The sequence below is a fragment of the Chromobacterium rhizoryzae genome (assembly GCF_020544465.1).
Taxonomy (GTDB): domain Bacteria; phylum Pseudomonadota; class Gammaproteobacteria; order Burkholderiales; family Chromobacteriaceae; genus Chromobacterium.
This window is the reverse complement of the sequence record NZ_CP066126.1, coordinates 773,752-785,823: the sequence shown is the minus strand read 5'-3', so window position 1 is coordinate 785,823 and position 12,072 is coordinate 773,752. Positions and strand designations below refer to the sequence as shown.

The following is a 12,072-nucleotide window of genomic DNA, read 5'->3' as shown; positions in this document are numbered from 1 at the left end:
ATAGAATGCCTGAGATGGTCAGACAGCAATAATGAAAGCAAAAAACCACGGAGCGGCAACCGGCGCCATGACAGACCGGCCCCGTTCCGACACCGATTCGCGGCGGCCCGTCCGATGCGGCGCCGACCGCACAACGTCGAGGAGAGAGCAGATGAGCAATAAGGATTTGATGCAACGCAAGGCCGACGCCACCCCGCGCGGCGTGGGCGTCATGTGCGGCTTCTTTGCCGAGCGCGCCAAGAATGCCGAAGTCTGGGATACCGACGGCAAACGCTACATCGACTTCGCCGGCGGCATCGGCGTCTTGAACACCGGCCATCTGCACGACAAGGTGCAGGCCGCGGTGGCGGAACAACTGTCCCGCTTCAGCCACACCTGCTATCAAGTCGTTCCCTACGAATCCTATATCCGCCTGACCGAACGGCTGAACCAGCTGACCCCGGGCCAGCACGCCAAGAAAACCGCGCTGTTCACCACCGGCGCCGAAGCGGTGGAAAACGCGGTGAAAGTGGCGCGCGCCGCCACTGGCCGCGCCGGCGTGATCGCCTTCGGCGGTGCCTTCCACGGCCGCACCCTGCTGGGCATGGCGCTGACCGGCAAGGTGGCGCCGTATAAAGTGGGCTTCGGCCCCTTCCCCAGCGACGTCTATCACGCGCCTTATCCCAACGCGCTGCACGGCGTGTCCGTGGAAGACTCCCTGCACGGTCTGGAAAAGCTGTTCAAATACGATGTCGATCCCAAGCGCGTCGCCGCCATCATCTTCGAACCGGTGCAGGGCGAAGGCGGTTTCTACGCCGCGCCCAGCGAATGGGTGGTGCAGCTGCGCAAGATCTGCGACGAACACGGCATCCTGCTGATCGCCGACGAGGTGCAATCCGGCTTCGCCCGCACCGGCAAGCTGTTCGCGATGGAACACTACCCGGTGCAGGCCGACCTGATCACCATGGCCAAATCGCTGGCCGGCGGCTTCCCTCTGTCCGCGCTGACCGGCCGCGCCGAGCTGATGGACGCTCCGGCGCCCGGCGGCCTGGGCGGCACCTATGCCGGCAACCCGCTGGCGGTGGCCGCGGCGCTGGCGGTGATCGACGTCATCGCGGAAGAAAAGCTGCTGGAGCGCGCCAACCGCCTGGGCGAGCTGCTGAAGGAAAAACTGCACGGCCTGAAGAGCGCGGTGCCGCAGATCGCCGAAGTCCGCGGACTGGGCGCGATGCTGGCGGTGGAGTTCAATCAGCCCGGCAGCCCGCAGCCTGATCCGGACTTCGCCAAGAAAGTGCAGACCAAGGCGCTGGAATCCGGCCTGATCCTGCTGACCTGCGGCGTCTACGCCAACGTGGTCCGTTTCCTGTTCCCGCTGACCATAGAAGACGCGGTGTTCGAAGAAGCCCTGGCCAAGCTGGAAGCCGCGCTCAAAGCTTAAGCGCCTGTTCAAAGTCCAAGGCCCGCGCCGCCCGGCGCGGGCCTTATCCGACATCTTCCGCGTTGGAGAGCCGCATGTTGAATTTGAAAGACCCCTCGCTGCTGAAACAGCAGTGCTATGTGAACGGCGCCTGGCTTGACGCCGACAACGGCGAAACCATCCCGGTGAGCAACCCGGCCACCGGCGAAATCATCGCCAGCGTGCCCAAGATGGGCAAGGCCGAAGCTGAGCGCGCCGTGGCCGGCGCGGCCGAGGCCTTCCTCGTCTGGAAACGCAAGCCGGCGAAAGAACGCGCTGCCCTGCTGCGCCGCTGGTTCGATCTGGTGATGGCGAATCAGGACGATCTGGCCGTCATCCTCACCTGCGAACAGGGCAAGCCGCTCTCGGAAGCCAAGGGCGAAATCGCCTACGGCGCGTCCTATATCGAGTGGTACGCCGAAGAAGCCAAGCGCCTGTACGGCGACACCATCCCCTCTCCCGGCGCCGACAAACGCATCCTGGTCAACAAGGAGCCGATAGGCGTGACCGCCGCGATCACGCCGTGGAACTTCCCCAATGCGATGATCACGCGCAAAGCGGCCCCGGCGCTGGCCGCCGGCTGCCCTATGGTGGTGCGCCCGGCCAGCCAGACCCCGCTGTCCGCCTTGGCCCTGGCGGCGCTGGCCGAGCGCGCTGGCATTCCCGCCGGCGTGTTCTCGGTGCTGACCGGCGGCTCCAGCGAAATCGGCGCGGTGCTGACCGGCAGCGACACCGTGAAGAAATTCTCCTTCACCGGCTCCACCGAAGTGGGCCGCAAACTGATCGCCCAATGCGCGGACACCGTCAAGAAAGTGTCGATGGAACTGGGCGGCAACGCGCCCTTCATCGTCTTCGACGACGCCGACCTCGACGCCGCGGTGGAAGGCGCCATCATCTCCAAATACCGCAACGCCGGCCAGACCTGCGTCTGCGCCAACCGGCTGCTGGTACAGGACGGCGTCTACGACGCCTTCGCCGAGAAGTTCGCCGCCGCGGTGGCCAAGCTCAAGGTGGGCAACGGCCTGGAGGCCGGCGTCACCCAGGGCCCGATGATAGACATGAACGCGGTGAGCAAAGTGGAAGAGCACATCGCCGACGCGCTGGCCAAGGGCGGCAAGCTGGTGGCCGGCGGCAAGCGCCACGCGCTGGGCCACAGCTTCTTCGAACCGACGGTGATCACCGACGTCACGCCGCGGATGAAGGTGGCCAAGGAGGAAACCTTCGGCCCGCTGGCGCCGCTGTTCCGCTTCCACAGCGAGACGGAAGCGATCCAGATGGCCAACGACACCGAGTTCGGCCTGGCCAGCTACTTCTACGCCCGCGACATCGGCCGCATCTTCCGCGTGTCCGAGGGCCTGGAATACGGCATGGTGGCGGTCAACACCGGCATCCTGTCCAACGAGGCCGCGCCCTTCGGCGGCGTCAAGCAATCCGGTCTGGGCCGCGAAGGCTCCAAGTACGGCATCGAGGACTATCTGGAAATCAAATACGTGCTGCTGGGCGGCATCGACCAGTAAAACGTCGCGCCAATACAAAACGGGCTGGAAATCCAGCCCGTTTTTTTTGACCACTTCAGCCCTGCACCTAGTGGAACTTGGCCAAGGTCTCCGACAAGGGGATGCCGGCCTCTTTCAGGCATTCCGCCAGATCGCGCCAGGCCTCGTCGCGCTCAGGCGCCACGTCCGGCGTCACCAGCCACGGCGCGTGCGCGGCGGACTCCTCGCGACCGCGCAGGCGGAAGCCCACCTCATAGCCCTGCAATTCCGGCTGGTATTCCGCCACCGCCTCCAATTCCTGCACCCCGCCGGCGCTCGCGGCCAGCAGCGCCGCGGTCACGCCCAGGCGCTTGCGGTTCCAGGCTCGCACGCCGGTCTGCACCGCCTCCCACCAAGGCAGCGGCGCGAACAGCTCGGCCTCGCCGTATTCCATCTCGGCCCCCACCGCCTGCTGCACCAGCGGCATCGCCGCGTCCAGCGCCTTGCGCGCCAGACGGCGCGCCTGCTCCGGCGGCAAAGCGCCGCGCTCCACCAGGAAGGGAATCCAGGCCAGCACCAATTGCGGCTCGTTGGTCTTGCGCGCCGCCTCGTAAGTGGCGCGCGAGGAGTCCGGGTCCAGCGGCGCGAAATCGCAGCCGGCGTCCATCACCGGCGCCAATTGCACCAAGTCCTGGCAGGCGCGCTCGTTCAGCATCTCCAGCGTGAACAAGGTGGGAGAAATCCACAATATCGACTGCTCCGGCACCTCCAGCGCGTCCGCCAACGCCACCTCCAGCCGCTCCAGCTGCGGGAAATGCCACCACACCCCGCCCTGGGCGCGTGAAAACGCGAACGGCAAGGCCCACAGCTCGAACGACACCACGGCGCCGTCCTTGCGCATCACCTCGGGGAAGGCGATCGCGTCGCGCGCGCAATTCACCAGCAACTGCCTCGCGGCCGGCTGGGACAACAGCGCCAACTGCGATTCGGTGAACACCGCCTGATCGCCTGCCGCCAGCGCCATCTGCACCTCGCCCGCCAGCTGCGCCCGGTCCATAGGCTGATCCACCGCGCGCCGCGCCAGTTCCACCAACTGGTTCACCGCGCGGCCGCGCTCCGCCGGCGGCAGCGGCTCGGTGGGGCCGGCGCGCATCTCGCGCGGCACCGGGCCGGCGGCCTCGCGGTCGGCGTAAGCCTTGTGCAGGCGCTGATAAGCCTGCATCGCCTCGTCGCAGATCGCCTGCAACTGGCCCACGGTCGGCATCTCGTCTTCATTGCTGAAGTTGAAGTCGAACAAGCGCAGGCGCAGATTGCAGACATAGACTGTCACATTGTCCGCCTCGTCGAACAGCATGGCGCTGACCAGGCCTTCCCGCTCGCGGCCGGGAAAGTCGGTGTCGTCGTCGCCAAGCAGGCGGCAGACAAAAGCCGGCGTTTCCGTGTGAATCAGGTACTCGGAACCTTCCAGGCCCTGATCGTCGACGGCATCACCAAAAATGAAGCGGTTGGGCAAGAACGGCTCGCCCTTGATGCGGGCATTACGCGGCAGGGATTTCATCTGGCAAGCAAATCTATTCAATAAATCAAACACTCATTGTACCTGCCTAGCGGGGCGGCTTGAAGTCCGCCGGCAAAATCAATCCCCGTCCCGCCATTGCGCCAGCGTCCGGCGCTGCCCGCCCGCCGCGTCGAAGTTGTCCGCGGACAGCCAGGCTTCGAAGCCTTGCCGCAAGGCCGGCCACTCCTGATCCAGGATGGAAAACCAGGCGGTGTCGCGATTGCGCCCCTTGTAGACCATGGCCTGCCGGAACACGCCTTCGAAGCGGAAGCCCAGCCGCTGCGCCGCTCGCTGCGAAGGCAGGTTCAGCGCGTCGCACTTCCACTCATAACGGCGATAGCCCAACTCAAAGGCCTGGCGCATCAACAGATACATCGCTTCCGTCGCCGCCGGCCGACGCTGCAGCAAGGGCGAGAAATTCAGATGCCCGACTTCGATGCAGCCCATGGCCGGATCGATGCGCAGATAGGCGGCCACGCCCAGCGCCTCCCCGCTGACCGCGTCCACGATCGCGTAAAAATGCGGATCGCGCCGCCATTGCTGCTCGGCCAGCCAGCCGTAGTAGTCGGCGTAATCGGCAAACGGCCCGTAACTCAGATAAGTCCAGTTGCGCGCCTCCGCGTCCGCGCCCATCGCCGCGAACAAAGCGGGACCGTGCCGCTCCGCCTGCAACGGCTCCAGCCGGCAGAAGCGTCCCTGCAGATCCGTCTTAGGCGGCCAAGCCGCCTCGCGCCAGTCGGCCACCGGCCATCCCACCGCCTGCCCCAGAGCGTTGGCCTCGCCCGCCTGCGCCATGCCCGTTTCCAACATCGCCTCCCCTTTCAGCATGCGCAGGACACGGCGACGCCGGCGCGCGCCGTGGTCGCATAGCCATCGCGCACCCACCAATCCAGGCCGCCTTGCAGTTCGCGCACATTGAAGCCGAGACGCGCCAGCTTCAAAGCGCCCTTGGTCGACGCGTTGCAGCCTATCCCGTCGCAGAACGACACCAGGACCGCATCCTTGGGCAAATGCGCGGTGCTCGCCTCATCCATGGTCCGGTGCGGCACGGACACGGCGCCGGGCAGGGTTTCCTTGCGGAAGGCCTCTTCCGCGCGGGCGTCGATCAGGACCAGTTTCTCCCCGGCTTGCAAGGCGCTCCAGACATCGGCCGCGTCCATCTCATACGCCAGCTTGGCGGCGTAAAAATCCTGCTGACTCAACATTTTTTTCTCCTGCGGCTCTGGGAATGCTGTTAGCCTAAGCGACAAGTCATACCCCAAACAGTGCCACCATGCAAAATCCGAAGGAACCACTTTGTCCGCCGAGTGGTTGATCGATTTCCTGCGTCAGCGCTTGCAACGCCAGGGCGCCGAAAGTTTGGCGCGCCAGCTCTACCGTTTATTGCGCGAACTGATCCGCGCCGGTCAGCTGGCCGGCGGCGCGCCCTTGCCCGCCAGCCGTGCGCTGGCGGCGGAGCTGGCGCTGGGCCGCAACACCATTCTCAACGCCTACGAGCAACTGGCTGCCGAAGGCTATCTGGAAAGCCGCCACGGCTCCGGCACTTATGTCGCCGCCCTGTTCAGCCCCAGCGCCTCGCCGCCTCAGCGCGCTCCGCAACACCCGGGGCTGTCTCAGCGCGGCCAACGCGTCTCCGGGCAGTGCTCGCTGCCCACCGGGTTGGCTGGCGCCTTCGCCCCCGGCACGCCGGAACTGAAGCAATTCCCCCACGCCCAGTGGCAGCGTTGCCTGCAACACCATATCCAGCGTCCGCAACTGGATCATCTTCATTATCGCCACGACGGCGGCCTGCCCGAGCTCAAGCGTTCCCTCAGCCAATACCTGTATCTATCGCGCTCGGTGCGCTGCCAGCCGGAGCAAATCGTCATCATCCAGGGCGCGCAACAAGGGCTGGAATTACTCGCACGGCTATTGGCCGACCCCGGCGACGCCGCCTGGGTGGAAGACCCCGGCTACAGCGGCGCACAAGCCGCGCTGCGCGCGTCGGAATTGGACATCGTCCCGATCCCGGTCGACGCCCAGGGCATGGCCCCGACGCCCGCACATCAGACCGCGCCGCCGCGCCTGATTTACATCACGCCGTCCCACCAATACCCGACCGGCGTCGTCATGTCGCTGGCGCGGCGGCTCGCGCTGCTGCAATTAGCCAAACAGCACGACAGCTGGATCATCGAAGACGACTACGACAGCGAATTCCGCTACGCCACCCACCCCATCGCCTCCCTGCAAGGCCTGGCCGACAGCGAACGCGTCATTTATCTCGGCACCTTCAGCAAAGTGATGTTTCCGGCGCTGGGCCTGGGCTATCTGATCCTGCCGGAAGAATTGGTGGAACCGTTCCGCCGCGTGCAGGCGCGCTTGTACCGGGAAGGCAATTATCAGGTGCAGGCGGCCTTGGCCGATTTCATCGAACAAGGCCATTTCGCCCGCCACATTAAACATATGCGCGAACTCTACCAACTGCGGCAACAACTGCTGCGCGGCACCCTGCAGCGCGCCTTGGGAGACGCGCTGCCGCTGTCCGCAGGCGAAGCCGGCCTGCACTTGGTCGCGCAACTGCCCGCCGGCTTCGACGAAGAGGAACTCAGCCAGGCCGCCGCCCGGCAGCAACTGTGGCTGCGCCCGCTGGCCAAGCACTTCATCGGACGGCCGGACCGCAGCGGGCTGGTGCTGGGCTACGCAGGCGTGGAGGAACAAGAACTTCACGCCGCAGCGCTCAAGCTGGCGGCGCTATTGGAAACGCGATGGAAATGAAACCGACTTTGCTGGTCAGCGCCTGCCTGCTGGGGCAGCCCGTGCGCTACGACGGCCAGGCCAAACCGCTGGCTGAACGGGACTGGGCGCGATTGCGCCGGGATTTCACCCTGATCTCCGCCTGTCCCGAATGCATGGGCGGGCTGCCCACGCCTAGGCCGGCGGCGGAACTGCGCGGCGGCGACGGCGCGGCCGCCTTGCGCGGCCAGGCCACCGTGGAAACCGCCGCAGGCGAAGACGTCAGCGCCGCCTTTCTGCGCGGCGCCCAGGCATGCCTGCGTCTGGCGCAAGCCCATGGCTGCCGACAAGCGCTGTTGAAAGCCAACAGCCCCTCCTGCGGCACGCGCCGCATCTACGACGGCGAGTTTTCCGGCACGCTCAAGGACGGGGAAGGCGTGGCCGCCAGCCTATTGCGGCAGGCCGGCATCGAGGTCTGTTCGGAGGAAGACATGGCGGGGCTGAGAGCGCCGGCGAGCTGAACGCCGCCGGCCCCCTATCGACGGCGCTTACAGAAACTCGAGGCGGCCGCCGCTCAAATGGTACATGGCGCCGGCGATCTTGATCCGGCCCTCCTTCTCCAGCTTGGCCAGCACATCGCTGCGCTTGCGGATCTGATCAATGGTATGCAGCACATTGCTGCGCGCCACCGCGTCGACAAACTCCGCGTTCTTGCTGCTGCGCTCGCCCTCGTAGCGGGTCTGCGCAATCGCCGGGCGGATGCGCGCCAGCAAGCCGGTCAGATTGCCCAGCTCCACGTGGTCTATCGCCCCCTTGATCGCCCCACAGGCGGTATGCCCCATCACCAGCACCACCTTGGCGCCGGCAACCGCGCAGGCGAACTCCATGCTGCCCAGCAAGTCGTCATTCACCACATTGCCGGCCACCCGCGAATTGAAGGTGTCGCCTATGCCGGCGTCCATCACGATTTCCGCCGGCGCGCGCGAGTCTATGCAGCTGAGCACCACCGCGGCGGGGTATTGCCCCTCGGCGCTGGAACGCTTTTGCGCCAGGTAATCGTGCTGCATCGGCTTGCCGGTACGGAAACGTTCATTGCCCTTGGCCATCTCCGCCAGCACCTGCTCCGGCGTCATCGCGTCCCGCTGCGTCTTGCTCAAAGACGCCGCGTAAGCCACGCCGTTCACGCCCCCGTTGGCGCCGATGGCAAATAGCGCCGCCGCGCCCAGCGCGGTTTTCATCACCGTCCGCCGGCCTATGGTTTCGCCGCAATGGCCTTCCCGACACAGATGCTCGCTCATTCGCGTCCTTTCCTAGTGCAGTGGTATAAAGTTTTTTAATTTTATTCAGTAACTATTTATTTAGATGATCACCGGCGACTTAGTTCATCAAACCCGCAATTAAGACATGGGTATGGCGTTTGCCGCATCAGCACCCAACAACAAGCCAGGAAAAGAGAAGGAAAACGGAAGATAAGGAGAAGCGGCGGCTCCGTCCGGACGCAACAAAGCCTCCCTTTGGGGAGGCTTCCGTGTCGCCGTTCAACAGCACAATGCATAAAGCCCAGCTCGAGTGAGCTGGGCTTTGCAATGGGGCGTCTGGCGGTGTCCTACTTTCACATGGCGAATGCCACACTATCATCGGCGCTAAGGCGTTTCACGGTCCTGTTCGGGATGGGAAGGCGTGGGACCACCTCGCTATGGCCACCAGACATAAACTGGTACAAACTTGAAGAAGCCTAGGTCGATACTCGATCAACCCACATATATTCGGTATTCAATTGTGTCGCACAACCACTATCTCGTCACTCGGTTTCCCAAGCCACTCAAATGATAGGATCAAGCCTCACGAGCAATTAGTATCGGTTAGCTTAACGCCTCACAGCGCTTCCACACCCGACCTATCAACGTCCTGGTCTCGAACGACTCTTCAGGAGGGTCAAGCCCTCAGGGAAGTCTCATCTTCAGGCGAGTTTCCCGCTTAGATGCTTTCAGCGGTTATCTCTTCCGCACTTAGCTACCCGGCAATGCGACTGGCGTCACAACCGGTACACCAGAGGTGCGTCCACTCCGGTCCTCTCGTACTAGGAGCAGCCCCCGTCAAACTTCCAACGCCCACTGCAGATAGGGACCAAACTGTCTCACGACGTTTTGAACCCAGCTCACGTACCACTTTAAATGGCGAACAGCCATACCCTTGGGACCGGCTACAGCCCCAGGATGTGATGAGCCGACATCGAGGTGCCAAACACCGCCGTCGATGTGAACTCTTGGGCGGTATCAGCCTGTTATCCCCGGAGTACCTTTTATCCGTTGAGCGATGGCCCTTCCATTCAGAACCACCGGATCACTATGTCCTGCTTTCGCACCTGCTCGACTTGTCGGTCTCGCAGTTAAGCTACCTTTTGCCATTGCACTATCAGCACGATTTCCGACCGTACCTAGGTAACCTTCGAACTCCTCCGTTACACTTTGGGAGGAGACCGCCCCAGTCAAACTGCCTACCATGCACTGTCCCCAATCCGGATCACGGACCAAGGTTAGAACCTCAAACACACCAGGGTGGTATTTCAAGGACGGCTCCATGAGAACTAGCGTTCCCACTTCATAGCCTCCCACCTATCCTACACAAGTCTGTTCAAAGTCCAATGCAAAGCTACAGTAAAGGTTCACGGGGTCTTTCCGTCTAGCAGCGGGGAGATTGCATCTTCACAAACACTTCAACTTCGCTGAGTCTCAGGAGGAGACAGTGTGGCCATCGTTACGCCATTCGTGCGGGTCGGAACTTACCCGACAAGGAATTTCGCTACCTTAGGACCGTTATAGTTACGGCCGCCGTTTACTGGGGCTTCGATCAAGAGCTTGCACCCCATCACTTAACCTTCCAGCACCGGGCAGGCGTCACACCGTATACGTCCACTTTCGTGTTGGCACAGTGCTGTGTTTTTGTTAAACAGTCGCAGCCACCGATTCTCTGCGACCTCTCAAAGCTCCTCCCGCAGGGGATTCACTCTAAGAGGCATACCTTCTCCCGAAGTTACGGTATCAATTTGCCGAGTTCCTTCTCCTGAGTTCTCTCAAGCGCCTTAGAATTCTCATCCTGCCCACCTGTGTCGGTTTGCGGTACGGTTCTTATGCAGCTGAAGCTTAGTGGCTTTTCCTGGAAGCGTGGTATCAGTCACTTCAGGTCCGTAGACCCTCGTCATCACGTCTCGGCCTTAAGGGGCGGCGGATTTGCCTACCACCCCAGCCTACCGGCTTAAACAGACTATTCCAACAGTCTGATGACCTAACCTTCTCCGTCCCCACATCGCACTGCATAAAAGTACGGGAATTTTAACCCGTTTCCCATCGACTACGCTTTTCAGCCTCGCCTTAGGGGCCGACTCACCCTACGCCGATGAACGTTGCGTAGGAAACCTTGGGCTTTCGGCGAGCGGGCTTTTCACCCGCTTTATCGCTACTCATGTCAGCATTCGCACTTCTGATATCTCCAGCATCCCTTACGAGACACCTTCACAGACCTACAGAACGCTCCCCTACCATCTGCACTTACGTGCAAATCCGCAGCTTCGGTTATCAGTTTGAGCCCCGTTACATCTTCCGCGCAGGACGACTCGACCAGTGAGCTATTACGCTTTCTTTAAATGATGGCTGCTTCTAAGCCAACATCCTGGCTGTCTATGCCTTCCCACCTCGTTTACCACTTAACTGATCATTTGGGACCTTAGCTGGCGGTCTGGGTTGTTTCCCTCTTGACGATGGACGTTAGCACCCACCGTCTGTCTCCCATGCTCGCACTTTCCGGTATTCAGAGTTTGCCATGGTTTGGTAAATCGCAATGACCCCCTAGCCATAACAGTGCTTTACCCCCGGAAGTGATACATGAGGCACTACCTAAATAGTTTTCGGGGAGAACCAGCTATCTCCGAGTTTGTTTAGCCTTTCACCCCTATCCACAGCTCATCCCCTAGTTTTGCAACACTAGTGGGTTCGGACCTCCAGTGCGTGTTACCGCACCTTCATCCTGGCCATGGATAGATCACTCGGTTTCGGGTCTACGCCCAGCAACTAAAGCGCCCTATTCGGACTCGGTTTCCCTACGCCTCCCCTATTCGGTTAAGCTCGCTACTGAACGTAAGTCGCTGACCCATTATACAAAAGGTACGCAGTCACGGAACAAGTCCGCTCCCACTGTTTGTATGCATCCGGTTTCAGGTTCTATTTCACTCCCCTCCCGGGGTTCTTTTCGCCTTTCCCTCACGGTACTGGTTCACTATCGGTCGATCATGAGTATTTAGCCTTGGAGGATGGTCCCCCCATCTTCAGACAGGATTTCTCGTGTCCCGCCCTACTTATCGTACGCCTAGTCCTTGGAATGCGTTTTCGTGTACGGGGCTATCACCCACTATGGCGGTCCTTTCCATGAACCTTCCACTAACACAATCCATAACACGTACAGGCTCTTCCGCGTTCGCTCGCCACTACTAACGGAATCTCGGTTGATTTCTTTTCCTGCAGCTACTTAGATGTTTCAGTTCGCTGCGTTCGCCTCCTCAGACCTATGGATTCAGTCTGGGATCTCCTTGCGGAGGGGTTTCCCCATTCGGACATCGCGGGATCAAAGCTCTATTGCCAGCTCCCCCGCGCTTTTCGCAGGCTTACACGTCCTTCTTCGCCTATGATCGCCAAGGCATCCACCAGATGCACTTAGTCGCTTGACCCTATCATTTCAGTAACCTAGATCACCAAAACAACAAGTGTGTTTGTGCGACGACTACACCGCCCCTTTTGATATGGCGACGTAGCCTAGATACAATCAAATACCCAAGATGACGATCCGTCCGCGTAAAGAGTTAACTCTACGCTTCCTTCTCGCCGTCTTTATATATTCGG

General features: G+C 61.9%; 8 protein-coding genes and 2 rRNA genes. 4 read left to right on the top strand and 6 right to left on the bottom strand.

The features are described from left to right. Positions 1-151: 151 nt before the first annotated feature. On the top strand, positions 152-1,417 hold the full coding sequence (gabT, locus tag JC616_RS03600) for a 4-aminobutyrate--2-oxoglutarate transaminase (RefSeq protein WP_107798045.1): 1,266 nt from the start codon (positions 152-154) through the stop codon (positions 1,415-1,417). A gap of 74 nt (positions 1,418-1,491) precedes the next feature. Next, the gene (gene gabD / locus JC616_RS03595) at positions 1,492-2,952 is read left to right on the top strand and encodes an NADP-dependent succinate-semialdehyde dehydrogenase (RefSeq protein ID WP_253315084.1); all 1,461 of its coding nucleotides are present in this window, start codon (positions 1,492-1,494) and stop codon (positions 2,950-2,952) included. A 67-nt stretch (positions 2,953-3,019) separates the two neighbouring features. Here the strand turns inward: gabD and JC616_RS03590 are convergent, their stop codons facing one another. The 3 genes from JC616_RS03590 to JC616_RS03580 form a co-directional block, all read right to left on the bottom strand. Continuing rightward, positions 3,020-4,468: a hypothetical protein gene (locus tag JC616_RS03590; RefSeq protein ID WP_107798043.1), complete on the bottom strand. Its 1,449-nt coding sequence runs from the start codon at positions 4,466-4,468 to the stop codon at positions 3,020-3,022. Between the two features lie 78 nt (positions 4,469-4,546). Continuing rightward, positions 4,547-5,278: a GNAT family N-acetyltransferase gene (locus JC616_RS03585; protein ID WP_227106752.1), complete on the bottom strand. Its 732-nt coding sequence runs from the start codon at positions 5,276-5,278 to the stop codon at positions 4,547-4,549. A gap of 11 nt (positions 5,279-5,289) precedes the next feature. After that, complete coding sequence (locus JC616_RS03580; RefSeq protein WP_107798042.1) at positions 5,290-5,673, bottom strand: rhodanese-like domain-containing protein; 384 nt, start codon at positions 5,671-5,673, stop codon at positions 5,290-5,292. Between the two features lie 91 nt (positions 5,674-5,764). Between JC616_RS03580 and pdxR the strand changes: the two genes are divergently transcribed. Together pdxR and JC616_RS03570 are read left to right on the top strand one after the other, a co-directional pair. Beyond that, entirely contained in the window at positions 5,765-7,222 is a 1,458-nt protein-coding gene (pdxR, locus tag JC616_RS03575) for a MocR-like pyridoxine biosynthesis transcription factor PdxR (RefSeq protein ID WP_227106750.1), read from the top strand. Beyond that, positions 7,219-7,701 carry a DUF523 domain-containing protein gene (locus JC616_RS03570; protein WP_227106748.1) on the top strand — a complete coding sequence of 161 codons (483 nt, stop codon included), beginning with the start codon at positions 7,219-7,221 and terminating at the stop codon, positions 7,699-7,701. The genes pdxR and JC616_RS03570 overlap by 4 nt, the downstream gene beginning before the upstream one ends. 27 nt (positions 7,702-7,728) lie before the next feature. Here JC616_RS03570 and JC616_RS03565 read toward each other — a convergent pair whose 3' ends face one another. From JC616_RS03565 to JC616_RS03555, 3 genes are all read right to left on the bottom strand, one after another. After that, positions 7,729-8,478 carry a carbonic anhydrase family protein gene (locus tag JC616_RS03565; RefSeq protein ID WP_107798039.1) on the bottom strand — a complete coding sequence of 250 codons (750 nt, stop codon included), beginning with the start codon at positions 8,476-8,478 and terminating at the stop codon, positions 7,729-7,731. 295 nt (positions 8,479-8,773) lie between these two features. Then, positions 8,774-8,888, bottom strand: a 5S ribosomal RNA gene (rrf, locus tag JC616_RS03560). A 123-nt stretch (positions 8,889-9,011) separates the two neighbouring features. Beyond that, positions 9,012-11,900, bottom strand: a 23S ribosomal RNA gene (locus JC616_RS03555). Between the last annotated feature and the right edge of the window lie 172 nt (positions 11,901-12,072).

What these genes read in the sequence shown, in the direction of transcription:
- JC616_RS03585 (WP_227106752.1), bottom strand. Translation starts at nt 5,278, where the DNA reads ATGTTGGAAACGGGCATGGCGCAGGCGGGCGAGGCCAACGCTCTGGGG.
- JC616_RS03570 (WP_227106748.1), top strand. Translation starts at nt 7,219, where the DNA reads ATGAAACCGACTTTGCTGGTCAGCGCCTGCCTGCTGGGGCAGCCCGTG.
- JC616_RS03590 (WP_107798043.1), bottom strand. Translation starts at nt 4,468, where the DNA reads ATGAAATCCCTGCCGCGTAATGCCCGCATCAAGGGCGAGCCGTTCTTG.
- gabT (WP_107798045.1), top strand. Translation starts at nt 152, where the DNA reads ATGAGCAATAAGGATTTGATGCAACGCAAGGCCGACGCCACCCCGCGC.
- JC616_RS03580 (WP_107798042.1), bottom strand. Translation starts at nt 5,673, where the DNA reads ATGTTGAGTCAGCAGGATTTTTACGCCGCCAAGCTGGCGTATGAGATG.
- gabD (WP_253315084.1), top strand. Translation starts at nt 1,492, where the DNA reads ATGTTGAATTTGAAAGACCCCTCGCTGCTGAAACAGCAGTGCTATGTG.
- JC616_RS03565 (WP_107798039.1), bottom strand. Translation starts at nt 8,478, where the DNA reads ATGAGCGAGCATCTGTGTCGGGAAGGCCATTGCGGCGAAACCATAGGC.